The following is a 26,410-nucleotide window of genomic DNA, read 5'->3' as shown; positions in this document are numbered from 1 at the left end:
CATCTGCGTCAAAAGGTAAAACTCCTGTGCGACCGCGACTTTACACTGTCTGAATCCCGCGATTTTTGTTACAGTTATCGCCCTTTTCTTACCCTTTGCGACAGGACTATAAAAAGTCGCTGATTTAACAATCAATTCTGGATGGATCCGGAAATCCTGCTCAGGTGGCATACCTAAAATGTATAACTTAACCCGCCTGCGCCTAAGCCCCTCACGGGCACGATTAACAATGATGTTCAGGAATGATTGATGGATATTTTGCAAGCATTGCTGCATGCCCTGTGGCAGCAGGATTACGAAATGCTCTCCGACACCACGCTGGTGTGGGCGATTTATGGCGTGTTGTTCATGATTCTGTTTCTCGAAAATGGCCTGCTGCCCGCCGCGTTTCTGCCTGGTGATAGTCTGCTGATTCTGGTCGGCGTGCTGATCGCGAAAGGCACCATGAGTTTCCCGCTTACCCTGCTGGTGCTGACCACCGGCGCCAGCCTCGGCTGCTGGGTCAGTTACATTCAGGGCCGCTGGCTTGGCAATACGCCGACGGTGCAGAAATGGCTATCCCACCTGCCCGCGCAGTATCATCAGCGCGCCCATAGTCTGTTCCACCGCCACGGCTTGTCTGCGCTGCTGATTGGCCGCTTTATCGCGTTTGTCCGTACCCTGCTGCCGACCATTGCCGGCCTCTCCGGCCTGAGCAATGCACGCTTCCAGTTCTTTAACTGGATGAGCGGCTTCCTGTGGGTGCTGATTCTTACTGTGCTCGGCTTTGCGCTGGGGAAAACGCCAATTTTCCGCCGCTATGAAGATGAGCTGATGTTCTGCCTGATGCTGCTGCCGCTGGTGCTGCTGGTCATCGGTCTGGTGGGTTCACTGGTGGTGCTGTGGCGTAAACGTCAGGCGGGTCAGAACGGGAAGTCACAGTAATGACAGGGTTGCGTAATTTCCCCAAGCGTTTACTCCCCTGGCTGTGCGCTGGCGTGCTGGCGCTGCTGGCTATCGGCATTGTGCCCAAACTGATGCAGCATGAAACGGTGGTAAAGATCCGCGTGGCACACAGCGGCACCAATCTGCCGGACGGCTTTTATCTCTACCAGCAGCTTTCGGCGCAGGGCGTGCGGATTAAAAGTATTACCTCGGCAGGCGATGCGCTGGTCATTCATTTTGAGAATGAAGAGCAGAGCCTGGCCGCGCAGAAAGTACTGCGCCGCCTGCTGCCACAGGGCTTTGTCGTGGCGGCGGGTCCGCAGGCGTCACAGCAGGTGGTGGAGGCTAATCGCCCCACCTATAGCTGATCCCCGCCGTCGGGTTCACCGCCCGGCGGCACCTCAATCCTCGCTATCCCCGCGTGTTTTTTGAATTTTTTCGTCTGCTGTCTATTCTTAAGTAAGCGCGAGCAGACGACAAGCTGGGATGCCCCTCCTGTCCGGTTTGCGACAGGTCGTCAACAATGGAAGGTAAAAAACCTGATGAAACAACAACTACTGCTGGGTGCGATTCTTTTCTCTCTCTCGGGTTCACTGCTGGCAGCTGAATCGCTGTGTCAGCAAAAACAGTAGGATATTCAGCGCGAAATTGAGATGGCGAAACAGCACGACAACCAGCGACGGGTCACCGGACTGGAACGCGCGCTGACTGAAGTCCGCGCCAACTGCACTGACGAGAAACTGAAATCCGCCCACGCTGAACGCATTGAAGCCCAGCAGCATAAAGTGGCTGAGCGCAAGCGCGAACTGCAGCAAGATCGCCAAGAAGGCAAAGACCAGGAGAAGATCGGTAAGCGCGAACGGAAGCTGGAAGAGGCACGCCAGGAGCTGAAAAAGCTGCAGGCCGAGCCTTATTAATCGGACTTAAATAAATGATGTAATGGAGAACACCATGGCTAAAGACACCACATCTGAACATCTGCGTGCGGAACTGAAAAACCTTGCCGACACCCTGGAAGAAGTGCTGAGCAGCTCGGCTGATAAGTCGAAAAGCGAGCTGGATAAACTGCGTCACAAAGCACGCGGTGCCATTGAGAGTTCACGCGAGCGGCTGGGCGAATCCGGCGAACGCATCGCGCAGACCACGCGTGAAGCGGCGGAAAAAGTGGACGTCTATGTGCGTGAAAATCCGTGGCACGGCGTGGGCATCGGCGCAGCAGTCGGCGTGCTGATCGGCATTCTGATTTCACGTCGTTGATATGAACGAGAATCAGAGCCACGGCCCAGGCAAAGGGGTCTTCAATGTAGGTCAGCGCGTGGTGACAACGCTGGTTGGCATGGTCGAGACACGCGTGCGGCTGGCCGTTGCCGAGCTGGAAGAGGAAAAGGCCAATCTGATCCAGATGCTGATCATGATAGGCCTGACCATGCTGTTTACCGTCTTCGGATTGATGAGCCTGATGGTGCTGATTATCTGGGCGGTGGATGCGCAGTACCGGCTGATGGCGATTGCCATCACCACCGGCGTGCTATTCGCGCTGGCGCTAATTTTTGGTTTATGGACGTTGCGTAAATCCCGGCAGTCCACGCTGTTGCGCCATACGCGCAAAGAGCTGGACACCGATCGCACCTTACTCGAGGAGCATCGCTCATGAGTCAGCGTGAACGTGAAGCACGCATTCATGAATTGCTTAATCAGGTACAACAGCAGCGGCTGGATCTCAGCGCTGCTCGCCGCGACTGGCTGGAAAGCACCGCGCAGTACGATCGCGGCTGGCTGACGTTTCTCAGCCTACGCCGCTATCTGGCGATTGGCAGCAGCGCGCTCGCCATCTGGTCGATCCGCAGCCCCAACCGCATCATGCGCTGGGCCAAACGCGGACTCGGCCTGTGGAGCACCTGGCGCATGATCAAATCGGCGATGCCGCCACGCTAACTTCCTCACATTAAACCGGATCGAAAAGGTTCGGTTTTCCTCACTTCAGAATTCCTGAATAACATCGACAGTTTATCTCGCTTACAACTATTGCTGCGCGCGACTATCATCTCCCTCCATCAGCCCGACGAACTGTTTAACGCGGTTTAGCGGGAAATTAACTAGGCAGGCCAACAACCTGCGCCAAAAACCTTGTTGGAGTAAATGATGAAAAAATTCGAAGACTCAGGCCTGCTGCTGGCACGCGTATTAATGACTATCCTGTTTATTACTGCCGGCTGGGGCAAAATCACCGCCTATGCGGGCACCGCACAGTACATGCAGGCGATGGGCGTGCCCGGCTTCCTGCTGCCGCTGGTGATTCTGCTGGAACTGGGCGGCGGCCTGGCGATTTTGTTCGGCTTCCTGACGCGCTTCACCGCGCTGTTCACCGCCGGCTTCACGCTGCTGACCGCGTTCCTGTTCCACAGTAACTTTGCGGAAGGCGTTAACCAGCTGATGTTCATGAAAAACCTGTCCATCGCCGGTGGTTTCCTGGTGCTGGGTCTGGTGGGTCCAGGCGCATACAGCATTGACCGCCTGATTCGTCAGCGCTTTATGCCTGCTACCGCACGCTAAGCACACAAGCCGTGGAACAGCACATATACTGAATAACAGGGGCGGGGATTTTCCTCGCCCCGTTTTTTTTATGGAGGGCTTATGGGACAACTGATTGACGGTGTCTGGCATGACACCTGGTACGATACGAAGTCAACCGGTGGCCGCTTCAAACGCACAGAAGCAGTCTGGCGTAACTGGATCACGGCAGACGGCAGCGCCGGGCCAACCGGGAAAGCCGGCTTTGCCGCCGAGCGCGATCGTTATCATTTATACGTTTCGCTGGCCTGCCCGTGGGCGCATCGCCCCCTGCTGATGCGTCAGCTGAAAGGGTTAGAAGAGATGATTTCAGTGTCAGTGGTGCATCCGCTGATGCTGGAGAATGGCTGGACCTTCGACGATGATTTCCCCGCCGCGACCGGCGATTCGCTGTATCAGAACGAATTCCTCTATCAGCTCTATCTGCATGCCGATCCGCAGTACAGCGGGCGCGTGACCGTGCCGGTGCTGTGGGATAAAAAGCAGCACACTATTGTCAGTAATGAATCCGCAGATATCATCCGTATGTTCAACAGCGCCTTCGACGCGCAGGGCGCTCGCGCCGGCGATTACTACCCGCCCGAGCTGCGTGACAAGATCGACGAACTCAACGGCTGGATTTATGACACCGTCAATAACGGCGTCTACAAAAGCGGATTTGCCACGTCACAGTCGGCCTATGATGAAGCCGTAACCGCGCTGTTCCATTCGCTGGCACGGCTGGAGCAGATTCTGGGTCAGCATCGCTATCTGACCGGCGATCGCCTCACCGAAGCTGATCTGCGCCTGTGAACCACGCTGGTGCGCTTTGAGCCGGTCTACGTGACCCACTTTAAGTGCGATCGTCATCGCATCAGCGATTACCGTAACCTGAACGGCTTCCTGCGCGATATTTATCAGATGCCGGGCATTGCCGATACGGTGAACCTGCTGCACATCCGCCATCACTACTACTGCAGCCACAAGACCATCAATCCGAACGGCGTTATTTCGCTGGGACCGGCTTTTGACTGGGATGAGCCGCACGGCCGCGGTTAACGGCTGGCTTACGCATGCCTGCCTTTCTCTCCCGCCATTGGGAAAGGAAGGCAGGCAGTATTGCGCTGCCTCAGGCAAATTTGATCAACACCATCCCGGCCAGCAGCAGCGCCACGCCCAGCCAGCCGCGGGTGTTCAGGCGTTGTCCGAACAGGATCCAGCCTGCAGCTACGGTAGCCACCAGACCGAAACCGCCCCACAAGGCGTAGGCCACCGAGAGATCGATCCCCTTCACTGCCTGCGACAGGGCACTAAATGCCGCCAAGACAGCCACCAGCGATACCACGCCATACAGCGGACGACGGAAGCCGTTGGCGTATTTCAGCGAGATGTTCGCCACAATTTCCAGCACGATGGCCAGCGCCAGCCAGGCCAGATGCACGGCGTTAAGCGTGGTCATGATGCAGCTCCTTACTGCTGAATGTCCCCGTTTTGATCAGCGCGATACCCGCAATCAGCGTGATCAAACCCGCCGCCTTCATCACCGACAGCGCCTCGTCAAACAGCATCACGCTGAACAGGGTGATAAACAGAATACCGATGCCTTCCCACATTGCATAAGCTACGCCAAGGGCAATACGTTTAACGGCAAAGGTGAGGAAGATGTATGACAGGGCGATCATCAACAGCATAAAAATATAGCCGGCGCTGCCGCCATTGACGCTGGCCCATTTCATTGACACGGTGCCCGTAATTTCAGCAGCAATCGCTAACGCTAATAAAATCCAGTACAGCATGATTTCTCTCCTGTGAGAAATAAACGCCATCCACACGCAAACCGCAGCGTGATAGCGGAAAAAGATAAAAAGCTAAGAAGGAGAGAAAAAAAACTACAGCGCGAAGCGCCAGTGCCGATCGCTCAGTGAGCAGGAGAAAACGCAGGTAGGTGAAGAGGTTAATACGTAAAGTGTAACGAAATGGTTATCCATAATTTTACAACTTATCCACGTTGTTGCTTTTCCCGGTGTGGATGAAAAATTGTCCTCAGTAGTTGAACTACGCGCCTACTCTGCGCACAGAGAAAAGAATATTTTTGCGCATTTGCGTTTCTTTACGCAAGTAAATGGGGGTTTTGTGCGGTTTTCTATGGCTTCGTGCGGTTTTCTGCCCTCACCCTAACCCTCTCCCACGGGGAGAGGGAATAGTTAGGTGCGGTCTGGCAGGGCGAATACTCAACTTACCACACGCACAATCGGTCCCTTCTCCCGCCTGCGGGAGAAGGTTAGGATTAGGGACAGCACGCACCCTCCCCAAAAAAAAAACGCCCGCAGATTCTCACCTGCGGGCGCTCATTAAAAAAGTCGAAACTGACCGATAAGCCGGGTTCTGTCGTGGACAGTCATTCATCTAGGCCAGCAATCGCTCACTGGCTCAAGCAGCCTACCCGAGTTCAGTACGGGCCGTACCATGTGAACCCCTATTTGGCCTTGCTCCGGGTGGAGTTTACCGTGCCACGGACTGTTACCAGTCGCGCGGTGCGCTCTTACCGCACCCTTTCACCCTTACCTGATCCCATTACTGGGCCATCGGCGGTTTGCTCTCTGTTGCACTGGTCGTAGGCTTGCGCCCCCCAGGCGTTACCTGGCACCCTGCCCTATGGAGCCCGGACTTTCCTCCCCTCTGCCCGTCTCCCCCGAAAGGGACGACGACAAAGCGGCGACTGTCTGGTCAGCTTTGGCGCCGGATAATAGGCGATCCGCCCGCGTTTGTCACGCCTCTTGCTGCTCCAGCGCGTACTTGTACAGGGCGTTTTTCTTAACCCCATGAATTTCCGCCGTCAACGCCGCCGCCTTTTTCAGCGGTAGCTCAGCCTGCAGCAGCGCCAGCGTGCGCAGCGCCTCCGCCGGCAGCATCTCTTCATCCGCTTTATGGCCTTCAACAATCAGCACCATCTCGCCCTTGCGGCGATTCTCATGCGCCTGCACCCACGCCAGCAGTTCACCCACCGGCGCACCGTACAATGACTCCCAGGTTTTGGTCAGCTCACGTGCCAGCACCACGTAGCGTGTCGCGCCCCATACGCTGACCATATCCTGTAGCGTATCCAGCACGCGATGGGTCGATTCGTAGAAAATCAGCGTGCGCGGCTCGTCACTCAGTGCACGCAGCGCATCGCAACGCCCTTTACTTTTGGCCGGCAGAAACCCTTAGTAACAGAAACGATCGGACGGTAATCCCGCTGCGCTCAATGCTGTGATCGCCGCGCAGGCACCGGGCAACGGCACCACACGTACCCCTGCCTCGCGGCAACGGCGCACCAGATGGTAACCCGGATCGTTGATTAACGGCGTGCCCGCATCGGAAACCAGCGCAATGCTCTGGCCCTCCTGCAGCTTCGCTAACAGCACGTCGGCCTTCTGCTGTTCGTTATGGTCGTGAAGTGCGAACAGTCGCGCATTGATGGCGAAATGTTGTAGCAACAGCCCGGTATGACGAGTATCTTCCGCAGCGACCAGATCGACGCTCGCAAGCACCGTCAGCGCACGCTGCGTGATATCACCCAGGTTACCGATCGGGGTAGGAACGATGTAGAGCGTGTTGGCAGAAATCTCTGCCCGATCGAGTTGTTTCATTGTTTCATCCGAATTGCCGATTTAATATTGAGCATCTTGAAAAAAACATCACTGGATACAGTATGCTTCCTTCGAAAGTCGTACGTCATAAAGCAGGACGCCTGGTCCCTGTTTTGCTCGCGGGCCTGATTCTGGCCGCCTGTAGCGGCCAGGGACCGCAGCAAACCTCAAGCGTAAACGTTCAGGGTCCTGCCACGGGCCGCTCTGACTATTATCTGCAGCAGGTGCAGCAAAGCAGCGATGATAGCAAGACCGACTGGCAATTACTTGCCATCCGTGCCCTGCTGAAGGAAGGAAAGTATCCGCAGGCGCAAAATCAGCTCGGTCAGTTGCCACAGCAGCTCTCTGACGTACAACAGCAGGAACTGCTGCTGCTGCGCGCCCAGCTGCAAATTGCCCAGCAGGATTTCAACGGTGCTCAACAGCTGCTGGGACAGATAAAAGCCGCTGACCTGTCGCAGGATCAGCAGGTGCGCTACTACGCGCTGCTGATTGCCGCTGCGCAAAATCGTCCGTCGCTCGCGCTGCTGCGCGCCTATATTGCTCAGGAACCGCTGCTGAAAGGCGCCGATCACCAGAGCAATATTGACGCCACCTGGCAGGCGCTGACCCAGCTTACCCAGGATCAGCTCAACAGCGTGGTGATCAACGCCGACGAAAATACGCTGCAGGGCTGGCTCGACCTGCTGAATACCTGGCACGCCAACAGTCAGGATGCCCAGATGCTGAAAGCCGCCATTAGCGACTGGCAGATGCGCTATCCGCAAAACCCCGGCGCGAAAACCCTGCCGACCCAGCTCAGCCAGGTGCAGAACTTCACTAAAGCCTCGACCAGCACTATCGCACTGCTGCTGCCGCTTAATGGTCAGGCGCAGGTGTTCGCCAGTGCCATCCAGAAAGGCTTTAACGATGCGAAAAACGGTGTGCTGACTGCGCCGGCAGCCCCTGCCGTACCGGCCAGCAGCGATGCCAGCGCCTCCACGCAGCAGTCCGCCAGCGCGGCAACGCCAGCCAATGGCGATGCCAACACGGTGGTCAGTCCGGCGGCCGCGGCCATCACGCCGTCAGACAGCGCACAGCCGCAGCAGTCCGCCGCACAGCCAGCTGTCGCGCAGCCCGCCAGCAGCGCCCAGGTGAAAGTGTATGACACCAGCAGCCAGCCGATTGCTCAGGTGATGCAACAGGCGCAGCAGGATGGCGCCACCCTGGTGGTCGGTCCGCTGCTGAAAAATAACGTTGAACAGGTCGCCAACAGCCAGACACCGCTGAACGTGCTGGCGCTCAACGAGCCAGAGCAGCTCCAGAACCATCCGAATATTTGCTATTTTGCGCTTTCTCCTGAAGACGAAGCGCGCGATGCCGCGCACCATATCTGGGATCAGGGCAAACGCCAGCCGTTGCTGCTGATGCAGCGCAGCAGCTATGGCGACCGCGTGGGCAAAGCGTTTGCGCAAGAGTGGCAGAAGCTGGGCGGCGCAACCGTGCAGCAGCAGCGTTTCGGCGGCGTGGGCGAGCTGAAACAAGGCATCAACAGCGGCGCCGGTATTGCACTGAGCGGCACGCCGCTGACGGTACAGGCGGACCAGCCGCAGGGCGTGGCGGTCGTCGGTCTGACGATTCCGGCACCGCAGACCAGCATTCCTGCACCTGAGAGCGCCAGCAGCAGCGGCAGCGTTGATGCGGTTTACATTATTGCCACCCAGGACGAACTGCAGCTGATCAAGCCGATGATTGCCATGCGCACCAGCAGCCGAAATAACATTGCCCTGTACGCCAGCTCGCGCAGCGCGCAGGCCGGTGCCGGTCCGGACTTCCGTCTGGAGATGGATGGCTTGCAGTTCAGCGATATTCCGCTGCTGTTTGGCGCCAATCCGGGCCTGATGCAGCAGGCGGCGCGCAGTTTCAACAATGACTATTCGCTGGTACGCCTTTATGCGATGGGCATTGATGCCTGGACGCTGGCGAACCAGTTTAACCAGATGCGTCAGGTGCCGGGCTTCGCCATTGATGGCAACACCGGCAAGCTGAGCGCCGACACGGATTGCGTGATCAACAGGAAGTTGGCATGGAACCAGTATCGTCAGGGACAAATCGTTCCGGTGCAGTAAACCGCCAGCGCCTCGGCGCTGAGCAGGAGCAGCAGGCGCGTCGCTACCTTGAGCGCGCCGGACTACAGTGGGAAGCCAGCAATGTGCGTTGCCGCAGCGGGGAAATCGACCTGATTATGCGCGACGCGGATTGCTGGGTGTTTGTTGAAGTGCGCTATCGGCGCGATGCACGTTTTGGCGGCGCGGCTGCCAGCGTGACGCGCCAGAAACAACAAAAGCTGCTGCGTACCGCTGCGCTATGGTTGCTGGTACGCGGCGGCAGTTTTGATACGGTGAATTGCCGTTTTGACATCATCGCCATCACCGGGCGCGAACTGGTGTGGCTGGCCGATGCCTTTCGTGCGGATGGATAGAACTAGGTGGTCTTGTGCAGGACAGAATTAAAGCGTGTTTTACCGAAAGTATTCAGACGCAAATCGCCGCAGCCGAAGCGCTGCCTGATGTTATTTCCCGCGCCGCGATGACGCTGGTGCAGTCACTGCTGAACGGCAACAAAATCCTCAGCTGCGGTAACGGCGCCTCGGCGGCTAACGCCCAGCATTTTGCCGCCAGCATGATTAACCGTTTTGAGACCGAGCGTCCCAGCCTGCCGGCGCTGGCGCTGAGTGCGGACAATGTGATGCTGACGGCAATCGGTAACGACCGTCTGCACGACGAAATTTATGCCAAGCAGGTTCGTGCGCTTGGACAGGCCGGCGACGTTCTGCTGGCCATCTCCCCCCGTGGCAACACCCGCGATATTGTTAAAGCGGTGGAAGCTGCGGTGACCCGCGATATGACTATCGTCGCGCTGACCGGCCATGACGGCGGTGAGCTGGCGGGCCTGCTCGGTCCGCACGATGTGGAAATTCGCATTCCGTCACATCGCAGCGCACGCATTCAGGAGATGCATATGCTGACGCTGAACTGCCTGTGCGATTTGATTGATAACACCTTGTTCCCACACCAGGAATGACTGAAGGAGCTCAAATGAAAGCATTGAACGCTATCGCCATTCTGTTAACCGCCATGCTGCTGCAGGGCTGCGTGGCGGTTGTCGCCGGCGGCGCTGCGGTCGCCACCAAAACCGCCACCGACCCGCGTACCGTGGGCACGCAGGTTGATGACGGCACGCTGGAGCTGCGCGTCACTAACGCGCTGGCAAAAGATGAGCAGATCAAAAATCAGGCGCGCGTGGTCGTGACCGCGTATCAGGGCAAAGTACTGCTGACCGGTCAGGCACCGTCAGCCGATCTTGCCAGCCGGGCGAAACAGATCGCCATGGGCGTTGATGGCGCGACAGAGGTATATAACGAGATTCGCACCAGGCGGAAAGTGAGCCTCGGCACGTCTTCATCGGATACGTGGATCACCACCAAAATCCGCTCGCAGCTGCTGGGCAGCGATCAGGTGAAATCGTCCAACGTGAAAATCACCACTGAGAACGGGGAAGTGTTCCTGCTGGGTCTGGTAACGCAGGAGGAAGCGAAGGCAGCAGCGGATATCGCCAGCCGTGTCAGCGGCGTGAAGCACGTCACCACCGCCTTTACCATTCTGAAATAATTCCACAGGCGGCCAACAGGGCCGCCTTTTTTACACCGGAATATCAATCACCAGCGCACGCAGCGGCGTTTCCGCCCGCAGCGTAATCTGCGCCTCTTCACTGACAAACGCTCCATCACCACAGCGCAGCTGTTCCTGATGCGCACTGCTGGCCCGCACCTCAAGCGCACCGTGAATCGACTGCAAATAGGCGCGCGGTCCGTGCAGCGCCAGGCTGTACTGCTCGCCCGGTGCCAGCGTGACCTGATGTACCCACACCTGCTGGCGCAGCTGCAAACTGCCGTCCGCGCCATCCGGTGACGCAATCAGCACATGGGTTTGCTGGGCAGCGCGCGTTTTTGCAGCAGCGGATTTTCCCGTTCCGGACAGGCGGCCAGCCACAGCTGCATGCGCGTCAGTGGGCGATCCTTGCTGATACTGTGTTCGCTGTAATTGACGCCCTGGCGAGCCGACAGCAGCATCTCTTCGCCCTCCCGCGCCACCAGGTAATTGCCTTCGCTGTCGCGGTATTCGGCTTCACCCTGCAATACCAGGTTGAGCACATCCACCTGCGGATAGGTGCGCGGCTGAAATGCCGCACCGGGTGCCAGCACTTCCTGATTCAGCACGCGCAGCGAGGCGTAGCCCATCAGTTGGGGATCAAAATAGTGGCCAAATGAGAAGCTATAGCGCGCCTGCAACCAACCAAAATCGGCCTAGCCACATGCGGACGCGCAGCGGGTTGTCATCATGCTTTACCTCCGACGCACTGCGGTGAGAATCCACCACATGCTTTATACGTCAATGGTAAAAGGCTGGACGCCGGATTGTTAGCCAGTTAATCTGCCTGGCATATTCAAATTTACTGACAGAGAGTCGGCATGGCTAAAGAGGCGCGTTAACCTTGGAAGCTTTACGTGTGATGGATGCTATTGACCGTCGCGGCAGCTTCGCCGCTGCGGCCGACGAGCTGGGACGCGTGCCATCGGCGCTGAGCTACACCATGCAGAAGCTGGAAGAGGAGCTGGATGTGGTGCTGTTTGACCGCTCCGGCCATCGCACCAAATTCACCAACGTCGGGCGAATGCTGCTGGAACGCGGCCGCGTGCTGCTGGAAGCCGCCGATAAACTCACCACCGATGCCGAAGCGCTGGCGCGCGGCTGGGAAACCCATCTGACCATTGTGGCCGAAGCGCTGATCCCGACCGAGCTGCTGTTCCCGCTGGTAGAGAAGCTGGCCGAGAAAGCCAATACGCAGATTTCGCTGGTCACCAAAGTGCTGACGGGCGCGTAGGAGCGACTGGAGCAGGGCCGCGCCGACATCGTGATCGCGCCGGATTTGCATTTTCGCGCGTCCACCGAAATCAACACGCGCAAGCTGTACAGCATTATGAGCGTGTATGTTGCCAGTCCGGATCACCCGATTCATCAGGAAGCCGAGCCGCTGTCCGAGGTCACGCGCGTTAAGTATCGCGGCATCGCCGTGGCGGACACCGCGCGCGAACGCCCGGTGTTGACGGTGCAGTTGCTGGACAAATAGCAGCGCCTGACGGTAAGCAGCATGGATGATAAACGCCGCGCGCTGCTGGCCGGTCTCGGCGTAGCGACCATGCTCTTATCCGATGGTGGAGAAAGATATCGCCGAAGGCCGCCTGCGCGTCGTCAGCGCCGAGTACACCCGTGAGGTGGATATTATTATAGCGTGGCGCCGCGATAGCATGGGTGAAGCCAAAGCCTGGTGCCTGCGTGAGATTCCGAAACTGCTGGCGAAACGCGGCTGATTTCGGGTGCTGGCGGCCCTTCGCCCTCACCCCAGCCCTCTCCCGCAAGCGGGAGAGGGAGCCGTCCGAACGGGGTTTGAGAGCCGGAATCAAGACTATCCACTAGGCGCTGAGGCTCAGCGCCTGAGCTTACACGCCGCTGGGTCGGTCCCCTCGCCCGCTTGCGGGAGAGGGTTAGGGTGAGGGGCAAACCGCACCCATCCCCATCACAACCTGCTCAGACAATCCATCGCCACCGCTTTAAAGCTGATGAAATCAGCGCAGTCGCGCAGTCTTGTCACCGCCCTTTCGCGCAGGAAGGTGACAAACAGATCGTAAATCGCCATCGCCTCCTCATATTCGCTCTTACTGATCGCCAGCAGGAAAATCACTGAGGCCGTCTCATCGCCCCAGCTCACGCCGTGCGGTGCCAGCACGGTGTAAACCACGGTTTTTTTGGCCAGTAATCCCAGCGAGTGTGGCAGCGCAATCCCTTCGCCCAGCATCGTACTGACAATCGCTTCACGCTCTTCGACCGAAGGATAAAAATAAGCATCGACATAGCCCTCCGCCTCGAGCCGATCGCACAGCAGGCGGAACAGCGCCGACTGGCTTATTGGCCGGTCGAGCACCATGAAATGCTGCGCGTCGAAGTACTTCTCCAGCATGTAAGGTCGGGTGCGATCCACCAGCACCAGCTTGCCGAGCTGTTCCAGCTGAAACTCCGTAGGAAACGGCGACATCATCACTACCGGCTTGTTCTTCTCGCTGAGCCGCGCGGTTGAAATAACAAAATCTTCATCGATGTGCGCACGTACCTCGTAGTCACGCTGCGACAGCCGCGCCGTTACCACCAGCTGTAGATATTTGCGCAGCAGCAGCGCCTCGATCATGCGCAGCGTGGAGTTGCCGCTGTCGCAGACCAGCAACACCTGCGGATGTCGCTGATAGCCGACATCGTAATGTCGCTCCAGCCCGACGCCGATGTGCAGCACCAGAAAGCCAATCTCGTTTTCGCTGATGGTATACGGCGTGTATTTGCCCCAGCTGGTGACGGCCGCCAGCGTCACATCGTAGGCCATCGGATAGTGCTGCTTGATGTTACTCAGCAGCGGATTAGGGATGTGGATCTGATAGCGCACGCGGGTGATCATGGTTTTGATGTGCGTGAGCAGATCGGCGCGCAGCTGCTCATCCTGCTGTAGCCGGTAGTTGTAATGGGTGTTGATGTAGTTAAGCAGGTAATCCACCAGCGCATCGGCGTTGATGGTACTGGGGGCCAGCGCCTGAATCTGCCGCGCCGCAATATTGACGCGCAGCCAGTTATCTTCGACCTGCGAGATGGCTTTGCCCACCAGCGGGCGCATCAGATTAACCAGATCGTGCGCCGCCTCGCGTATCTCCTCGCCGACATCCTCCGCGCCGGGATCGCTGAGCGGGAAGCCTTCGCTGATGCGACGCACCGCCACCGCGCAGTAAATCAGCAGGTAGCGCTCGCCCTCATCGCTGAGCCGGATGGCGTGCTGCGTAAAACACTGCGCCAGCAGCGGCTGCAGCTGCGCCAGCATGCCGCTGTGCAGCGCCTCGACCGTCAGCAGCGGGCTGTCCGGTGTCTGCTGGTCGATTTGCCACAGCAGCTCGGTCAGGCAGGTGCGAATCGCCGCCTCGCTGTCAAACAGTTTCATACCGTAGCGCGGCTTGGTTTCGATGTTGAGATGATAGCGGCCCAGCCACTCGCGCACTTCCGCCATATCGCTCTGCAGCGTGGCGCGGCTGACGAACCACTCTCCGACAGATCTTCCAGCTTGAGTGAATACGCAGCGGTGAGAAAGCGGCTCAGCAGATAGCGCACCCGATCCTGCGAGGTGCGCGGCACCCGCAGCGGTGCCGCACTCTCCTGCTGCAGGCGGCCGAAGCGCACCGCGTCGTCGATTTTTAGCTGATAGCCCGCGCCGCGCGCCAGCACGAACTGAGCGCCGTGTGTTCCAGCAGCGCATTGAGCGCGGTGATGTCGGTGCGCACCGTGCGCGTTGAAACGGAAAAACGCCGCGCCAGCTCATCCTGTGGCAGCGTTTCGCTTTGCAGCGCCGCGAAGAGTTGAGCTAAACGCTGATTGGGAAATCTCACGGAGCCTCACCTGTTACTCATTTGTTACAGCAGTTTCTTGCACGTTGCCAGAAGCTGACGCACATCGTCAATGCGCGTGTCGCCGCTGGCGCTATCAATAATCGAGCTGTAAACGTGCGGGATGACTTTACTGACCCCGGCCTCCAGAGCAATCCGCACGATCTCTTCGAAATTATTAAGATCGATACTGCCGGTCGGCTCCAGCCAGAAATCATGGCGCGCACAGGCGTCCGCCACCGCGCGATACTCCTCTACTGCTTTCAGGCCGCCCATCGGGAAATACTTTACCGAACTGCCGCCCATATCCTGCCGCATGGCGATCGCCGTGGCGATCGGCACAATGCCGTCCGCCGCCTGCGAACTGCGCGGGCCGGTGGAGATTTTCACCCTGCCCGGCGTGTCGGTTGGTGAAACCAGACCGTTCACGATGATGTGTGGCTGTCCGAGCAGCGCGCAGCTGGTGGCCACGCCGGTGAAGACCTGATTGACGTGCTGCGGCTGCAGTTCTGCCGAGATTTCACTTACCATCGCCGACTGATTGGGATCGCCCGCGCCCAGCCCAACCGACAGCGCATTATCAATCAGCGCCGCGTACTCGCGCATATCGGCGATTGCGGCCTCATTGGAGGCATAGTTTTTCGACAAAACGCCGACCAGCACATGCCCTTCTGCCGCCTGCCAGATCGCCTGCGCATTCTGCTTTGAACCGGCCAGCACGTTGAGGCACAGACGGCCCTGATAGAAATTGGGGTTGAGATTCATGCGCGTTTTCCTCCGCTGAGCAGCGCCTGGATGCGGCTAAAGATGATGTGCAGCTGTTCCGCGCTGACGCTGCGCACATCCGCTTCGATAATGCCTTCGTTGGCTTTATAGCCGCGGAAATAGATGGCGATGTCGCCGTTTTTCAGCGCCTGCACCAGCTCGCCGGTCGGCCAGCTCGTCACCGCTTCATCAAATTTGATCTCGGCGCGGGCGATATCACGACCGGCCGCATCCCAGACCACGCGCGCTGACGCCGTTCAGCGTGTTGAGGTTATCGATAAATGGCGTCATCTTCGCCACCATGTCGGCGCCGCTGGTTTTGCTCTGCAGCAGGTAGTTTTCAATTGCCTGAGTCAGACCGAGAATGCCCTCTTTGCCGACTTTCATCGCGCGGCCAATGCCGTTACTCTGGCGTTTCACCCACTCGACGTACTGGCTGCGGCCGATCACCAAGCCGCTGGTTGGCCCTTCAATCGCTTTGGCACCGCTGTAGATCACTAGGTCGGCCCCTATCTGGTAATAGCACTGCAAATCCTCTTCGGCCGCCGCATCGACAATCAGCGGAATACCGTGTTTGCGCGCGACCACTGCCGCCTGTTCGACGCTGAGATGGCTTTTCTGCACACAGTGATGCGACTTGACGTAAAGCAGCGCAGCGGTGGTCGGCGTGATGGCCGCCGCCAGCTGTTCTGGCGAGCACTCATTGCTGTAACCGGCTTCAATCAGGCGTCCGCTGCCCAGCGCCACCATGCTGCCCACCGGCGCGCCGTAGTTCACGTTATGGCCTTTCGGCACCACGATGTCATGCGGCACGCTGAGCGGCGCGGCGTGCAGGTTATCCAGCAGCCAGTCGTTATCTTTGACGATCACCGCCGCCACGCACTGGGCAATACCGGCCGAGGCGCAGGACACCACCACCGCGTTTTCGACTTCCAGCAGGCGCGCGATGTAGGCACCGGTTTTGTTGACCAGATCTTTGATCTCAAAGTAGTGATTAAGGCCATAGCTGACGGTATCCACCACGTCGGCGGACGGCGTCGACACGCCGAGAATGGTCATGCGGCCGGAGGCGTTGATCACCTGTTTCAGGTCATATTTCTCATAAATCGAAGACATGATGCGCTTTCCCTTCCCCAGTCAGATGCCACTGGCCCGCTATCACCACGGCCAGCGGCAGCAAATGTTGCTCACCCGTTACCCGTTCGCCTTCAGCATCGACGAACGGGCGGGCTTCCTCTTTGACGGTAAAAATTGTCAGATCGGCGTCATAACCGGCGGTCAGATGTCCTTTGCCGGCCAGACGCAGACCCGCTGCGGCATTAACGGTGACGCAGGCGATCACCTGCGGCAGCGTCATGCCAATGGAGAAAAATTTCGACATCACGTGCGCTAGGCTGTGCACCGGGCCGTTGATGCGGTTGCGACAATAGATATCGGAGCTGATGGTGTCCGGCAGAATGCCCTGGACAATCGCCTCGCGCGCCACCGCAAAACTGAAGCTGGCGCTGCCGTGGCCGATATCCAGCTTCACGCCGCGCGCGATCGCCTGCTTAACCGCCGCTTTCAGCTCGCCCTGCGGTGACAGAATGCGGTTCGGCTTGCCGTTGAAGCAGTGAGTGATGATGTCGCCGTCGGTGAGCAGCGCGGCGATCTCCTCCAGCACCGGCGGGTTGTTACCGATGTGCACCATCAGCGGCAGATTGCCCGCCGCCTGCTGAATGGCTTTGGCGCGCACCAGCGGCTGAATGCCGTTGTCGTCGACCACGCTGCTGCTCATGCGCGCCTTCAGGCCGACGATAAAGTCCGGGCGACGCTGTATCGCCTGCACCACCGCTTCGCCGTCGATCTGCGCCATATCGGCCAGCTCGTTCTGCGTGACGATGCCGGTGCGCGAGATGTTGATCAGCGCGCGCACTTCGGTCTTCGCGCTGCGCGTCAGCTGATAAAAGTCGTCGATGTGATCGGCACCGGTGCTGCCCGCATCCACCACGGTGGTGACGCCCTGCGCCACGCCAATCGCGTCGGCTTCGTCGTGGTAAATCGGCGATTTGGGATAGCAGTGTACGTGGCTGTCAATCCAGCCCGCGCTGACGTAGTAACGGCCACCGAGATCGCGCTCCTGTTGCGCTGCGCCGTCCAACTTACCAACCGTCGCGATTTTGCCGGCGCGAATCGCGATATCCACCAGCTGTTCATCACACAGACGCGCGCGGCGCAGAATCAGATCAAACATAAAACCCCCATTTACAGAGCGCACATGCCGTAGCGGCGCAATTTATTGCGCGATAAATCGCGCCGCTACGGGGTTGTGCAGCCATTTCGCGCTTACAGCGAAACCGGGAAGATAGCGCCGAGCACCATGGCACCGAGAATGGCACCGCGGGTTATCGGCTTGTTCCACAGATAAAACAGCAGCGCACCGACCAGCGAACCGAGGCCGATCGGAATTGACGCGGCCATGGCGGACAGAATAATCAGCGGCCCGAGGAAGCGACCAGAGGCATTCCCGGCCCCCATCATTACGTCCGCGCCATAGGTGGAATCGCTCTGGTTGATGGTGAATTTACGCGCGAGGATAATCACGTAGCCAATCGCCATGCCAATCACCAGACCGGTTGCCAGCGAGGCCGCAAAGTTCGCCACCGGAAACACGATACCGGCCCCCAGCAGCAGCGCCGGCACGCCGAGGCCAACGCCGGTCTGAATCGCGCCGCCGATATCCAGAATCCCCACCAGCGAGCCTTCAATAATACGCGCAAACAGGAAGCTGGCACCAAACGCCGCCACCGCGCCGTACACGCCGGTTTCCATGCCGGAGCGCAGCATCGAAACAAACGCCACTTCGTTAAAGGCACCGATGCTGTACAGGTAGTACATGTGCGTCCCGGCGAATACGCCGGAGGAGAGCAGGCCGACAAACAGCGGGAAAGACCAGTCGGCGTACCAGAACCCTTTGTTTTCGTTCTCGTTCATGCTGAAGGCTCCTTATTTGCCGCTCAGGCTGTTGTGGATCATATCGAGCCAGCCAGGAATGCCGAGCTGGAAGGATTGCAGCAGTTTCACATCGAAGCCACGGAAGAAGCCGCTCAGCACAAACAGCAGGACAATCGCAGCCATCATCACTTTGGTGACTTTGTTCCAGTCGCTCTCTTCCACGCCTTTACCAATCAGAATCCCCAAGCACCAGACCCGGCACGGCGTTACCCATGATCAACTGCGCCAGACCGCCAAAAATGGTCGCCCAGAAGCCCGATTTCTTACCGGCATCAATCGCCGCCAGCCAGAACATCATCGGCATCACCGTGTTCACCAGCAGATTCGCCGCCGGCACCAGCACTTTCACCGCGGTCACCTGCAGCGCAGCCGGTACGGCGGAAGCGGTACTGTTCAGGAAGGCCACCACGATCATGCCGATGATGCCGCAGGCAATCGCCATGCGCTTCGGGTTATGCCGCGTTTCCGCGACGTTGCGATTTTTTACCATTAGTGCTGCCGCGCCCCAGTTCGGCAGAATGCGGTGATCCACATCCTGCGTGAAGGAGCCCGCTGCAACGGAGGATGCCCAGGCGTTAAAGAAGAAGCCGAGACCAAAGGAGAAGTGCGAAGCCGGATCGCCCTCGCAGGAGTTGAGCTCGCCCAGCGTACGGAAGGCACCCATCCCCTGCGTGACGGGCGCGTGGAACATGCGCGCCGCGCCCGCTCCAACGCCCACGCCGACTAACCCACCTATGATCAACGACTTAAACAAAATGATTAAAAACATATTGTTACCCTTGTTGTCGTTATTCTTACGTTGCTGTGAAGGTCACGCTCTCGGTGTCGATCACAGTGACGCTGACGGTAATTTCCAGCTCCAAGCTGTAATTCCGCCGTTCACGCGCGAGGAAGAAGAACAGAAATTTCTTCTTCCGCACGCTCTCCTGCGCGCGCAGCACCCGCACATTGAGCGGTTCAATGCGCAACAGAATTTTCTGGCTGGTGCGCAGCACCTGCTGCTGCACCTTGCTGAGCGCATCGGCGAAGGCTTTTGCTTTGCTGTCGCCTTTGCCCTGCACCGTGACCTGCGTCTCATACTGTTGTTTCATGCTTAGCTGCCGTGTTTTTTATTCCAGGTCTGAACCAGACGCTCACCCAGCTCTTGATGCGGCGTGCGATATTTGAAGCCAAAACGTGCGATAAATGGCAGGCTACTTTTGTTTCCATCAGTGCAACGAAATTACACTGTCATTTTTCATCAAAGCCATTTTGGCCTGTTCGAGCATTCCGGTTAACTGGACAATATTTGTAGATGCTGGCCAATGAAACATCATACAGTAATGCAAGCTGTTTTCTGCTATGACCATTCGCCAATAATTTTTGAGCTTCCTGTTGCTGTGCAAAAGATAGCGACTGAGGTCTGCCGCCAATACGTCCTCTGCTTCTCGCTGCAGCTAAACCAGCCTGAGTACGCTCAACAATCAGTTCGCGCTCCATTTGTGCTAACGCGCTCATCACATGAAAGAAAAAACGGCCTGCGGACGTAGAGGTATCAATGGCATCCGTCAAACTATGAAAATGAATACCTTCATCTTCCAGATTGGATATTAAAGTAATCAAATGTTTAATGCTGCGACCCAGCCTGTCGAGCTTCCAGACCACCAGAGTATCCCCCGATTTCAGGCAGTTTAACGCGCGTTTTAATCCGGGTCTCTGGTCTGTTTTTCCACTGATTTTATCCTCAAAAATCTGTTCGCAATTTGCACAAATCAAGGATTTTTGCTGTAAATCGGTGTTTTGGTCATTTTTTGACACCCTCATATAGCCAATTTTTGCCATTTTAGCCCCTAATCCTCCCTCCGAAAGCCTTGTCATCGCTGGTTTTGGGCAAAATATTAGCTAAATTCCCGATTTAAGAAAACCTTGGTTTAACGGAAACGGTAGATTGTGCAAAAAATGCACTGGATAAACGGACTGGCGGAACGGTCAATGGTGACATTATGTCACAGGGGGGCCAGATCACCCTGAAGGGAGATGGCCGCAAGCATCTGGGTATTCATAATCAGGATGATAGCGTTCGCATGTGGCTCTACAAAGACAAGGGCGGTGATGGCGTTCGGCTAAACAATGGCAATGACGGCGGCGGCGATTATATTTTTCATAAAGATGGCGGTTTTCGTGCCCCTTCTTCCATATATGCCGGAGCCGCAAGGATAGCCTCTGACGGCAATATCTACGGTAGCATGTGGGGCAATCAGTGGCTGGACGCTTACCTGAAAAAGACCTTCCAGCCCAAAGGGGCCTACGGCAAAGCGAATACAGCGAAGCTCGGGGTCAATGGATGGTTTAAATGCGGGGACACGGGATTGATTATCCAGTGGGCAAGATATGGAAAAGATAAAAGGGAAGGAACCTATGATTTCCCGTTGCCCATGAAATTTCCCAGCGCGGGATTGTTCTGTATCGGCTATGTTGCTTCTGCGATAAATTTTCATGCAGATCGTCAATCACAGTCAGCCCATCTGGTCGATAACGGGATCGTCAGGGTGACGGTGGATAACAGCCTTGAAACCGTGGTTCTGGCGATTGGTTTCTGAAGGAGGATTTGGCCAGTCAATATCCGGCGCACTGCTAATATCGAGCCGATTAAGCAGCACTCTGTATTTTTTCCACGCCAGCAGCGCCATTTTTTCGGCTTCTGAAGCCATGTTCAGCTCTACCGCATCCTGCCACGGCGCTATAATTTTTGCTGCCTGCTCAAGTAGATAGTCTCGTTTATGAGTTGCTTGCTCCCTGAGTTCATCTAGTGTATAAACACGTGGAACCACCTCACCATCGATAAAACACCATTTTCGATTAGGGGCTGCCTCTTTAGGCCATTTGGATACTTCTGCTATGCTGCATCGATCAGGACAGAAACCGCTGATATCGTAGCCCATCGAGCGTATAACTCCGTCGGCTTCATACTCGATTTTCATTGTTTCTGGCTGAAAAGTTTTCTGGCACTCATACCAGTCTTGACCATCTTCTGAGATAAGAAAAATCGCACCAATAGAGCGTTCTAGCGCTTTTTTATCAACAGAATCAGGGTGGTATCGTTTAAAGTTTTTAATGTTTTTCATCACATAAACCACACATTTATCCAGTTACCATTAATGTCCTTTTGAAGGACACGCCGTTGAACAAAATCAACATATGCATCACCATTCCCGTTATACACGCCGGTAATCACATGCGACGGTTCATCACGATAGCCTGGTCCCTTCCATATCTGAACTTCCTGTATATGCCCCAATCGAATATCGCGCACAAAGGTATTATTAAGCCAGCCGCTCAACGCCCCGCCCCAAAGGGGACCCACCACATCCCCGTTTTCGTGAAAAGTAGTAGTTCTACCGCCCCATGAGACGGTGACATTGCCGCCAAACGTCGCCCCGCCGTTGGCGGTAAGTTTGCCGCCGACTTCAAGGTTTTGCACCCAATGCAGTCGGTCCTTATTCCATTCACCGGTTTTGAGGTCCTGTGCATAGAACGCAACGCTCCCGTCGCCGTTAGCAATAAGCCCTGAGTCAACGTCCCCCACATTAACGGAGTGGGTAACATGCAGTGCACCAGTGACGGTTCCGCCGGTACGTTTATCCAGTGCATTTTTTGCACAATCTACCGTTTCCGTTAAACCAAGGTTTCTAACAAATTGATTCTTGTCCGGGATGTCAGCACCATTTTCATTTTTTGCCAGTTTCTGGCTCAACAGTTGCGTCACGCTTTCGGCAAATTTCGGGTTATTGCTGATCGCTTGCGCCAGCTTGTTCAGCGTATCTAAATCAGACGGCGCATTGTCGACAATGGCATTGACCCGATCATTGACCAGCCTGGGCGTCGCTGCGGTGCTCTCGTCCTGGCTGTAGGTGGCATTACTCAGCTGCACAAACCCTTTCGCCGCCAATGTGGCATCCGGATGGTTGCGCGAATTGGCATGGGCCTCAAGGGCCGCCTGTGTGCCTTCCAGCTGCTGCTTTAGCCAGGCGATGCGATTGGCCAATTCCCTGGGCGGTCGGTTGGTGATGCCTTCCGGGCCACCCAATACCGGGTCTGAGGTTTCTATCTGGTAAATGCCGTCTTCCCATGCAGGGGATTCTTTCAAAGAACTCATCTTAGCTGCTCCCATGATTATAAACTCCGTCATACTGGGCGGTGTGGTTATAGCGTAACGGGACGGCGGTGTAATCGAGCGCCGCCAGTTCACAACGTGCCGGGGCAAACGCCGCCAGCGTCTGGCGTAACAGTGCCGCCTGGTCATTGGTAATAATCTGTTTCAATACCACCCGGTAAAGCGCCCAGCGGCATTCTGCTGGCCAGGTACGGGTCAGGGGTTCCCCCAATGCCGCTTCCCCTTCGCTTAATTCGACGTCTCCGAAGCCCAGACGGCGAATGACTTCACGTACCGACCAGGGGGTGCCTTTATAGCGGTGCAGTTCAATGGCGTTTTTCAGCATCGCCCGGCAGGCATCGTCGGATTCGGCCAGATCCCAGCCATTATCGCCGGTCAGCGACAGTTGTTCGGCCAGCCAGGGTAAGGCACTGGTTTCGGTCATATCCATCAGGTAGACCAGCAGCGGCGTCAGGTCAAGCTGCTGCAATCGGCCCGCCAACATTGCCAGCCACTGAAAGCGGCTATCGTCGGCTAATGGCGGGGGCAGTAAGCTCTCGTGGGCAGGGGTATCGGGTGTGATATCAGTCATTGACCACCCCCACTAACGTCAGGTCGATGTTTTCACACCAGGGCCATTCGTTTTCTTTCACCACCTGCAGGGTCGGTTGTTTAAGCTCGACGCTGTAAACCCCGTTGACCGAGAGGGTGGCCTGTATCTGGCTGGGAACGATATCACGACCCAGCTGTGCGGCCTGCTTGTCCATATAATGCCGGGCGGCCTGCTTCACTTCTGCCATGACCTCGGCGCTATCGTAGCCAGCATAAACGCGGATAGCCGCTTCAATCCGGTAAGTCACCTTAACCGGCGAGGCCACCTTGACGGTATCCGTTAATGGGCGCACCTTTTCATCCGCGCATGTGCCGCTGACCAGGGCCAGCAAGGTGTCGGACGGCAGACCGGTTTTGACCAGTGGATAAAGCGCCACCGTACCCGGTACCGGGCGCATCACCGCCACATCGCGGATATCCTGATGGGCACTCATGGCATGAAAACGGTACGCCTCGCGCGAACCGGCGTTGCTAAATGACGCGGGGGCCAGCCGGATACGCTCACGCAGATGCGCATCCTCTTCCGGATCAGCACCACCGGTACTGGGTTCGGTATTGGTCACGCTCAGGTCAGCATCGTTGATGCCGTCGAGCAAGGTGCTGATTTGCGCCGGTTGCCAGCCGTTGCCGAGTGTGCCGCGCTCGGTACAGGTAGCCGTCACGTTGGCAGTGGTGTCGCTCAGGGTGACCGCCTCATCGGTGGCAAAAACAATACTGTCGCGAGCACTGACGCGCGTGCCCGCCGGAATGACCAGCGGCGTGGCGGGAGGCGCTTCGAGCTGAAACCGTAGGCGGGTACGGGCTGCCGCAGCCGCCAGGCGGTATACGCCGACCAGTTCACCCAGATAGTCCAGCATCGGGGCGCGAGCAAAGGCCACCAGATTCTGCTCGGCGGTATCCTGAATCGCCAGGCGTACCAGTGCCTCACGGTAAGCCATCAGGTTAATCAGCAGCCGTTCATCCTGCGCCGGATAGAGCGTCTTGCCGCTGACCTTTTCATACCAGGCTATCATTTCAGCGGTCAGTGCCGCCGCATCGGTGTTGATAAATACCGGTTTCTTGTTGGTTAACGCCATGCAACCTCCGTCATCTGCGGCGCGCCGTCCGTTATCGGTTGCCAGCGTATCCGCAACCAGAGATGTTCTGCTTCAGCACGCGGTTTCACCTCAAGGAGTTGCATCCGTGGCTCCCAGCGCCTTAGTGCATCTACCGTCTCTCTGACGACATGGGGGATGGCCTGCTCGGTGGGCATATCCAGATAGCGGTACAGGTTGCTGCCAAAATCGGGTCGATGCAGGTCTGCACCACAGGGCGTACCCAGAATAATACGCATGGACTGCGCAATATCGGCCAGCCCGGAAACGCGCTCGCCAGGACGGTTCAGCGCGGGCTGCCAGTAAACGGACGTTGCATAATCATTTTTCATACTGGCAGCATGACACAGGCGGGCGACAGGGGGTATTAAAGCGCGTTAAAGCCTGCCAGCGTTTATACCGGCTTGCCGGTTGGCTTGCTATCATGACCGTTACTGTGCTGATGGTTCTCCAGCGACACGTTCCCGGCCTGGATATCCCCGCTGGCCTTGATATCGCCGTTAATGGTGGCTGCCGCACCCTTGCCACCCGAGCCGCTCATACCGCCCAGGTAAGTGAGTTGCTTCTGCACCGTCAGGTTACCGGTCGTAAGGGTATCAGGTGAATCGAGTGTGAGCTGTTTACTCGCTTTTACCGTCGCATTTTGCGTCTGGATATGCACATTGCCCTGGGTGGTCAGTATCAGGGTCTGTATCTCGCCCCCGATAGCCATCGCGTGGTTTTTTCGGTCATACTCGACAAAGGTGCCATCGGCAAAGTCGACCCGGCGTTTATCGCGTGACGCAATAGCCGGTCGGTCGACCTGTGAATAGACCGCGCCGAGCACCACACCATCATCACCATAGGGGTCAAGTAACAGTTTAACCTGCTCGCCAATATCCGGTAGCCAGTAATCCTTGTTATTCTGCGTGTTGCGCTGCAATACCTCAAGCCAGGCAGTACGCAGATTATCCAGTTCAGGCAAACGAACGCGTACCCGCACCGTTTTCTCATCCACCGCACTCACCGTGCCCGTGGTAAATTTGATACCGCTCATCGTTTTTTCTCCTGTGCAACGGGGGTTTCTGTTGCCACCACGCCAATACTGCCGTCGGCTTTTTTGCCGATGACCATAAGACTCTGTGGCTTGCTGGCCTTGCCTTTTTTATGCGAATTAGCAATCGGCCCCTGACCTAACTCCAGTTCGCAGGTATAGCCGCTTTGCCGGTTAAGGTCATGCCGCACCGAGGTGATGAGCCAGACCCCGGACAGGCGACCGAAGTCCGCCAGTTGCACCGTGATACCCGCTTTGAGCCGGGTCTGACCCGGCAAGCTGAGATTTGCCGTGCGCTGGTATTCATTGTGGCGGTTAAGTCCGGCACACAGCTTACCGACCGCTTCATCGCGGGTGCGTGCCCGGTTTTGCATGTGCAGCGTATCGGCACTGGTGGTTCGGCTTCCCCTGGCAGGGACGGTTTCCTCTGCCACCGTGCCAATGCTGCCATCGGCCAGCACGCCGACAGTGACCCGTTTTTTGGTGCGGGTGTCCTGGTATTTGACCTTGCCTTGCTGATAAATGCGATTAAGCGTATCGCGCAAGGTAAAGCCGCTCACTTCAGACGGCGTCAGCGTCAGTAGCGGCGAGGCTTCGCGCAATGTCGCGCGATGGGAAAACACCAGCGCCTTATCGGTCACCTTGACAATATAGCCATACTCACGTCCCAGACGGGTGATAAACGCCAGATCGGTTTCGTTATACTGCGTCACCCGGTCGAGCGTCAAAGGCGCAAGGAACCCTTCCAGCCGCAGATGATGTTTTTTGGCTATCCGGCTGGCGATAGCCCGCAGCGTAGTGGCCTCAAAGGCCCGGTTACTGCGGGTACGCAACGCGCGGGTTACCGGGGCCGACAGCCCCCGTAACCGTACGCTGTCCGGCGGGCTGGAAAATTCCAGCTCATCCAGGGAGAACGTCCCGCACGCCAGCAGCGGTTGACCGGCCAGACCTATCGCCAGCGTCAGGCTGTCGCCTTTGCCCGGATACCAGGCCTCGCGCCAGCGACCGTCACTGTCTTTCAGCTCGACTTCAACTTCATCCGATTTCCCCGGCCAGACGGTCGGTAAAGCTCACCGACAGCACATAAGGCGTCACTTCCCGCGAGATATCTTTCTGGCCGTAATGCAGGGTAAAGGCAGGCGTATCTACCGGGGTTGTCAT

General features: G+C 57.3%; 26 protein-coding genes, 1 other RNA gene and 8 pseudogenes. 14 read left to right on the top strand and 21 right to left on the bottom strand.

Annotated features, from left to right (window positions below):
• The first annotated feature begins 249 nt into the window (after window positions 1-249).
• From AC6I8M_RS06015 to AC6I8M_RS05980, 8 genes and pseudogenes are all read left to right on the top strand, one after another.
• Entirely contained in the window at window positions 250-924 is a 675-nt protein-coding gene (locus AC6I8M_RS06015; RefSeq protein ID WP_010618806.1) for a DedA family protein, read from the top strand.
• Window positions 924-1,292 (top strand): EnvZ/OmpR regulon moderator MzrA, encoded by a 369-nt coding sequence (mzrA, locus tag AC6I8M_RS06010; RefSeq protein WP_022547899.1) that lies wholly within the window; start codon window positions 924-926, stop codon window positions 1,290-1,292. The genes AC6I8M_RS06015 and mzrA overlap by 1 nt, the downstream gene beginning before the upstream one ends.
• 174 nt (window positions 1,293-1,466) lie before the next feature.
• Window positions 1,467-1,841, top strand: a pseudogene (locus AC6I8M_RS06005) (DUF1090 domain-containing protein).
• A 34-nt stretch (window positions 1,842-1,875) separates the two neighbouring features.
• Window positions 1,876-2,181 carry an ElaB/YgaM/YqjD family protein gene (locus tag AC6I8M_RS06000; RefSeq protein ID WP_041387140.1) on the top strand — a complete coding sequence of 102 codons (306 nt, stop codon included), beginning with the start codon at window positions 1,876-1,878 and terminating at the stop codon, window positions 2,179-2,181.
• A 1-nt stretch (window position 2,182) separates the two neighbouring features.
• On the top strand, window positions 2,183-2,578 hold the full coding sequence (locus tag AC6I8M_RS05995) for a phage holin family protein (protein ID WP_010618801.1): 396 nt from the start codon (window positions 2,183-2,185) through the stop codon (window positions 2,576-2,578).
• Window positions 2,575-2,859, top strand: coding sequence for a YqjK-like family protein (locus AC6I8M_RS05990; RefSeq protein ID WP_010618800.1), 285 nt, complete (start codon window positions 2,575-2,577; stop codon window positions 2,857-2,859). Before AC6I8M_RS05995 ends, AC6I8M_RS05990 begins: the two co-directional genes overlap by 4 nt.
• Before the next feature lie 207 nt (window positions 2,860-3,066).
• Window positions 3,067-3,477, top strand: coding sequence for a DoxX family protein (locus AC6I8M_RS05985; protein ID WP_010618799.1), 411 nt, complete (start codon window positions 3,067-3,069; stop codon window positions 3,475-3,477).
• Between the two features lie 81 nt (window positions 3,478-3,558).
• Window positions 3,559-4,533: pseudogene (locus tag AC6I8M_RS05980) on the top strand (glutathione S-transferase family protein).
• Between the two features lie 70 nt (window positions 4,534-4,603).
• Here AC6I8M_RS05980 and mdtI read toward each other — a convergent pair.
• The 4 genes and pseudogenes from mdtI to rsmI form a co-directional block, all read right to left on the bottom strand.
• The gene (gene mdtI / locus AC6I8M_RS05975; RefSeq protein ID WP_010618798.1) at window positions 4,604-4,933 is read right to left on the bottom strand and encodes a multidrug/spermidine efflux SMR transporter subunit MdtI; all 330 of its coding nucleotides are present in this window, start codon (window positions 4,931-4,933) and stop codon (window positions 4,604-4,606) included.
• Window positions 4,920-5,270, bottom strand: coding sequence for a multidrug/spermidine efflux SMR transporter subunit MdtJ (mdtJ, locus tag AC6I8M_RS05970; RefSeq protein ID WP_010618797.1), 351 nt, complete (start codon window positions 5,268-5,270; stop codon window positions 4,920-4,922). Before mdtJ ends, mdtI begins: the two co-directional genes overlap by 14 nt.
• A 562-nt stretch (window positions 5,271-5,832) precedes the next feature.
• Window positions 5,833-6,209, bottom strand: an RNA gene (rnpB, locus tag AC6I8M_RS05965) — RNase P RNA component class A.
• 33 nt (window positions 6,210-6,242) lie between these two features.
• A pseudogene (gene rsmI / locus AC6I8M_RS05960) lies at window positions 6,243-7,106 on the bottom strand (16S rRNA (cytidine(1402)-2'-O)-methyltransferase).
• 62 nt (window positions 7,107-7,168) lie between these two features.
• On the opposite strand from rsmI, the gene AC6I8M_RS05955 reads away from it, so the two are divergent.
• Genes AC6I8M_RS05955 through dolP form a run of 4 tightly spaced genes read left to right on the top strand, consistent with a single transcriptional unit; the run spans window position 7,169 to window position 10,756 of the window.
• Window positions 7,169-9,214, top strand: coding sequence for a penicillin-binding protein activator (locus AC6I8M_RS05955; RefSeq protein ID WP_498013704.1), 2,046 nt, complete (start codon window positions 7,169-7,171; stop codon window positions 9,212-9,214).
• Window positions 9,172-9,567 carry a YraN family protein gene (locus AC6I8M_RS05950; protein ID WP_010617899.1) on the top strand — a complete coding sequence of 132 codons (396 nt, stop codon included), beginning with the start codon at window positions 9,172-9,174 and terminating at the stop codon, window positions 9,565-9,567. The genes AC6I8M_RS05955 and AC6I8M_RS05950 overlap by 43 nt, the downstream gene beginning before the upstream one ends.
• 14 nt (window positions 9,568-9,581) lie before the next feature.
• Window positions 9,582-10,169, top strand: coding sequence for a DnaA initiator-associating protein DiaA (gene diaA / locus AC6I8M_RS05945; RefSeq protein WP_498013703.1), 588 nt, complete (start codon window positions 9,582-9,584; stop codon window positions 10,167-10,169).
• A gap of 14 nt (window positions 10,170-10,183) precedes the next feature.
• The gene (gene dolP / locus AC6I8M_RS05940) at window positions 10,184-10,756 is read left to right on the top strand and encodes a division/outer membrane stress-associated lipid-binding lipoprotein (RefSeq protein ID WP_010617897.1); all 573 of its coding nucleotides are present in this window, start codon (window positions 10,184-10,186) and stop codon (window positions 10,754-10,756) included.
• 30 nt (window positions 10,757-10,786) lie between these two features.
• On the opposite strand, the pseudogene AC6I8M_RS05935 reads toward dolP, so the two are convergent.
• Window positions 10,787-11,436, bottom strand: a pseudogene (locus tag AC6I8M_RS05935) (pirin family protein).
• Between the two features lie 180 nt (window positions 11,437-11,616).
• Between AC6I8M_RS05935 and AC6I8M_RS05930 the strand changes: the two are divergent.
• Window positions 11,617-12,516 (top strand): annotated as a pseudogene (locus AC6I8M_RS05930) (LysR family transcriptional regulator).
• Window positions 12,517-12,722: 206 nt separating this feature from the next.
• On the opposite strand, the pseudogene AC6I8M_RS05925 reads toward AC6I8M_RS05930, so the two are convergent.
• From AC6I8M_RS05925 to AC6I8M_RS05890, 8 genes and pseudogenes are all read right to left on the bottom strand, one after another.
• Window positions 12,723-14,622 (bottom strand): annotated as a pseudogene (locus AC6I8M_RS05925) (BglG family transcription antiterminator).
• 24 nt (window positions 14,623-14,646) lie between these two features.
• Window positions 14,647-15,384 carry a 2-dehydro-3-deoxy-phosphogluconate aldolase gene (dagF, locus tag AC6I8M_RS05920; protein ID WP_010616212.1) on the bottom strand — a complete coding sequence of 246 codons (738 nt, stop codon included), beginning with the start codon at window positions 15,382-15,384 and terminating at the stop codon, window positions 14,647-14,649.
• A pseudogene (locus AC6I8M_RS05915) lies at window positions 15,381-16,500 on the bottom strand (DgaE family pyridoxal phosphate-dependent ammonia lyase). The gene dagF and the pseudogene AC6I8M_RS05915 overlap by 4 nt, the downstream one beginning before the upstream one ends.
• On the bottom strand, window positions 16,484-17,617 hold the full coding sequence (locus AC6I8M_RS05910) for an amidohydrolase/deacetylase family metallohydrolase (protein WP_010616213.1): 1,134 nt from the start codon (window positions 17,615-17,617) through the stop codon (window positions 16,484-16,486). The pseudogene AC6I8M_RS05915 and the gene AC6I8M_RS05910 overlap by 17 nt, the downstream one beginning before the upstream one ends.
• Before the next feature lie 92 nt (window positions 17,618-17,709).
• A complete protein-coding gene (locus AC6I8M_RS05905) occupies window positions 17,710-18,357 on the bottom strand; it encodes a DUF4310 family protein (protein ID WP_010616214.1) in 648 nt (215 codons plus the stop codon).
• A gap of 12 nt (window positions 18,358-18,369) precedes the next feature.
• Window positions 18,370-19,147: pseudogene (locus tag AC6I8M_RS05900) on the bottom strand (DUF4311 domain-containing protein).
• 25 nt (window positions 19,148-19,172) lie between these two features.
• Window positions 19,173-19,469, bottom strand: a complete 297-nt coding sequence (locus AC6I8M_RS05895; protein ID WP_010616215.1) for a DUF4312 family protein — start codon at window positions 19,467-19,469, stop codon at window positions 19,173-19,175.
• Window positions 19,470-19,608: 139 nt separating this feature from the next.
• Window positions 19,609-20,199, bottom strand: coding sequence for a recombinase family protein (locus tag AC6I8M_RS05890; RefSeq protein WP_022548474.1), 591 nt, complete (start codon window positions 20,197-20,199; stop codon window positions 19,609-19,611).
• A gap of 161 nt (window positions 20,200-20,360) precedes the next feature.
• On the opposite strand from AC6I8M_RS05890, the gene AC6I8M_RS05885 reads away from it, so the two are divergent.
• Window positions 20,361-20,957, top strand: a complete 597-nt coding sequence (locus AC6I8M_RS05885) for a hypothetical protein (RefSeq protein ID WP_498013702.1) — start codon at window positions 20,361-20,363, stop codon at window positions 20,955-20,957.
• On the opposite strand, the gene AC6I8M_RS05880 is transcribed toward AC6I8M_RS05885, so the two are convergent.
• The 8 genes from AC6I8M_RS05880 to AC6I8M_RS05845 form a co-directional block, all read right to left on the bottom strand.
• On the bottom strand, window positions 20,874-21,482 hold the full coding sequence (locus tag AC6I8M_RS05880) for a tail fiber assembly protein (RefSeq protein WP_022547920.1): 609 nt from the start codon (window positions 21,480-21,482) through the stop codon (window positions 20,874-20,876). The genes AC6I8M_RS05885 and AC6I8M_RS05880 overlap by 84 nt on opposite strands.
• Window positions 21,482-22,513 carry a tail fiber protein gene (locus AC6I8M_RS05875; RefSeq protein WP_498013701.1) on the bottom strand — a complete coding sequence of 344 codons (1,032 nt, stop codon included), beginning with the start codon at window positions 22,511-22,513 and terminating at the stop codon, window positions 21,482-21,484. The genes AC6I8M_RS05880 and AC6I8M_RS05875 overlap by 1 nt, the downstream gene beginning before the upstream one ends.
• Window position 22,514: 1 nt before the next feature.
• Complete coding sequence (locus tag AC6I8M_RS05870) at window positions 22,515-23,102, bottom strand: phage tail protein I (protein ID WP_022547605.1); 588 nt, start codon at window positions 23,100-23,102, stop codon at window positions 22,515-22,517.
• On the bottom strand, window positions 23,095-24,198 hold the full coding sequence (locus AC6I8M_RS05865; protein ID WP_010615526.1) for a baseplate assembly protein: 1,104 nt from the start codon (window positions 24,196-24,198) through the stop codon (window positions 23,095-23,097). Before AC6I8M_RS05865 ends, AC6I8M_RS05870 begins: the two co-directional genes overlap by 8 nt.
• Window positions 24,189-24,548, bottom strand: coding sequence for a GPW/gp25 family protein (locus AC6I8M_RS05860; protein ID WP_010615527.1), 360 nt, complete (start codon window positions 24,546-24,548; stop codon window positions 24,189-24,191). The genes AC6I8M_RS05865 and AC6I8M_RS05860 overlap by 10 nt, the downstream gene beginning before the upstream one ends.
• Window positions 24,549-24,610: 62 nt before the next feature.
• The gene (locus tag AC6I8M_RS05855; RefSeq protein WP_498013700.1) at window positions 24,611-25,252 is read right to left on the bottom strand and encodes a phage baseplate assembly protein V; all 642 of its coding nucleotides are present in this window, start codon (window positions 25,250-25,252) and stop codon (window positions 24,611-24,613) included.
• Window positions 25,249-26,082: a phage late control D family protein gene (locus tag AC6I8M_RS05850; protein ID WP_010615529.1), complete on the bottom strand. Its 834-nt coding sequence runs from the start codon at window positions 26,080-26,082 to the stop codon at window positions 25,249-25,251. The genes AC6I8M_RS05855 and AC6I8M_RS05850 overlap by 4 nt, the downstream gene beginning before the upstream one ends.
• A gap of 202 nt (window positions 26,083-26,284) precedes the next feature.
• Entirely contained in the window at window positions 26,285-26,410 is a 126-nt protein-coding gene (locus tag AC6I8M_RS05845; protein WP_010615531.1) for a hypothetical protein, read from the bottom strand.

The sequence above is a fragment of the Type-A symbiont of Plautia stali genome (assembly GCF_059731155.1).
Note: the sequence above shows the minus strand (reverse complement) of the source record. Positions and strands in the feature narration are given on the sequence as shown.

What these genes read in the sequence shown, in the direction of transcription:
- AC6I8M_RS06015 (WP_010618806.1), top strand. Translation starts at nt 250, where the DNA reads ATGGATATTTTGCAAGCATTGCTGCATGCCCTGTGGCAGCAGGATTAC.
- mzrA (WP_022547899.1), top strand. Translation starts at nt 924, where the DNA reads ATGACAGGGTTGCGTAATTTCCCCAAGCGTTTACTCCCCTGGCTGTGC.
- AC6I8M_RS06000 (WP_041387140.1), top strand. Translation starts at nt 1,876, where the DNA reads ATGGCTAAAGACACCACATCTGAACATCTGCGTGCGGAACTGAAAAAC.
- AC6I8M_RS05995 (WP_010618801.1), top strand. Translation starts at nt 2,183, where the DNA reads ATGAACGAGAATCAGAGCCACGGCCCAGGCAAAGGGGTCTTCAATGTA.
- AC6I8M_RS05990 (WP_010618800.1), top strand. Translation starts at nt 2,575, where the DNA reads ATGAGTCAGCGTGAACGTGAAGCACGCATTCATGAATTGCTTAATCAG.
- AC6I8M_RS05985 (WP_010618799.1), top strand. Translation starts at nt 3,067, where the DNA reads ATGAAAAAATTCGAAGACTCAGGCCTGCTGCTGGCACGCGTATTAATG.
- mdtI (WP_010618798.1), bottom strand. Translation starts at nt 4,933, where the DNA reads ATGACCACGCTTAACGCCGTGCATCTGGCCTGGCTGGCGCTGGCCATC.
- mdtJ (WP_010618797.1), bottom strand. Translation starts at nt 5,270, where the DNA reads ATGCTGTACTGGATTTTATTAGCGTTAGCGATTGCTGCTGAAATTACG.
- AC6I8M_RS05955 (WP_498013704.1), top strand. Translation starts at nt 7,169, where the DNA reads ATGCTTCCTTCGAAAGTCGTACGTCATAAAGCAGGACGCCTGGTCCCT.
- AC6I8M_RS05950 (WP_010617899.1), top strand. Translation starts at nt 9,172, where the DNA reads ATGGAACCAGTATCGTCAGGGACAAATCGTTCCGGTGCAGTAAACCGC.
- dolP (WP_010617897.1), top strand. Translation starts at nt 10,184, where the DNA reads ATGAAAGCATTGAACGCTATCGCCATTCTGTTAACCGCCATGCTGCTG.
- dagF (WP_010616212.1), bottom strand. Translation starts at nt 15,384, where the DNA reads ATGAATCTCAACCCCAATTTCTATCAGGGCCGTCTGTGCCTCAACGTG.
- AC6I8M_RS05910 (WP_010616213.1), bottom strand. Translation starts at nt 17,617, where the DNA reads ATGTTTGATCTGATTCTGCGCCGCGCGCGTCTGTGTGATGAACAGCTG.
- AC6I8M_RS05905 (WP_010616214.1), bottom strand. Translation starts at nt 18,357, where the DNA reads ATGAACGAGAACGAAAACAAAGGGTTCTGGTACGCCGACTGGTCTTTC.
- AC6I8M_RS05895 (WP_010616215.1), bottom strand. Translation starts at nt 19,469, where the DNA reads ATGAAACAACAGTATGAGACGCAGGTCACGGTGCAGGGCAAAGGCGAC.
- AC6I8M_RS05890 (WP_022548474.1), bottom strand. Translation starts at nt 20,199, where the DNA reads ATGGCAAAAATTGGCTATATGAGGGTGTCAAAAAATGACCAAAACACC.
- AC6I8M_RS05885 (WP_498013702.1), top strand. Translation starts at nt 20,361, where the DNA reads ATGTCACAGGGGGGCCAGATCACCCTGAAGGGAGATGGCCGCAAGCAT.
- AC6I8M_RS05880 (WP_022547920.1), bottom strand. Translation starts at nt 21,482, where the DNA reads ATGAAAAACATTAAAAACTTTAAACGATACCACCCTGATTCTGTTGAT.
- AC6I8M_RS05875 (WP_498013701.1), bottom strand. Translation starts at nt 22,513, where the DNA reads ATGAGTTCTTTGAAAGAATCCCCTGCATGGGAAGACGGCATTTACCAG.
- AC6I8M_RS05870 (WP_022547605.1), bottom strand. Translation starts at nt 23,102, where the DNA reads ATGACTGATATCACACCCGATACCCCTGCCCACGAGAGCTTACTGCCC.
- AC6I8M_RS05865 (WP_010615526.1), bottom strand. Translation starts at nt 24,198, where the DNA reads ATGGCGTTAACCAACAAGAAACCGGTATTTATCAACACCGATGCGGCG.
- AC6I8M_RS05860 (WP_010615527.1), bottom strand. Translation starts at nt 24,548, where the DNA reads ATGAAAAATGATTATGCAACGTCCGTTTACTGGCAGCCCGCGCTGAAC.
- AC6I8M_RS05855 (WP_498013700.1), bottom strand. Translation starts at nt 25,252, where the DNA reads ATGAGCGGTATCAAATTTACCACGGGCACGGTGAGTGCGGTGGATGAG.
- AC6I8M_RS05845 (WP_010615531.1), bottom strand. Translation starts at nt 26,410, where the DNA reads ATGACAACCCCGGTAGATACGCCTGCCTTTACCCTGCATTACGGCCAG.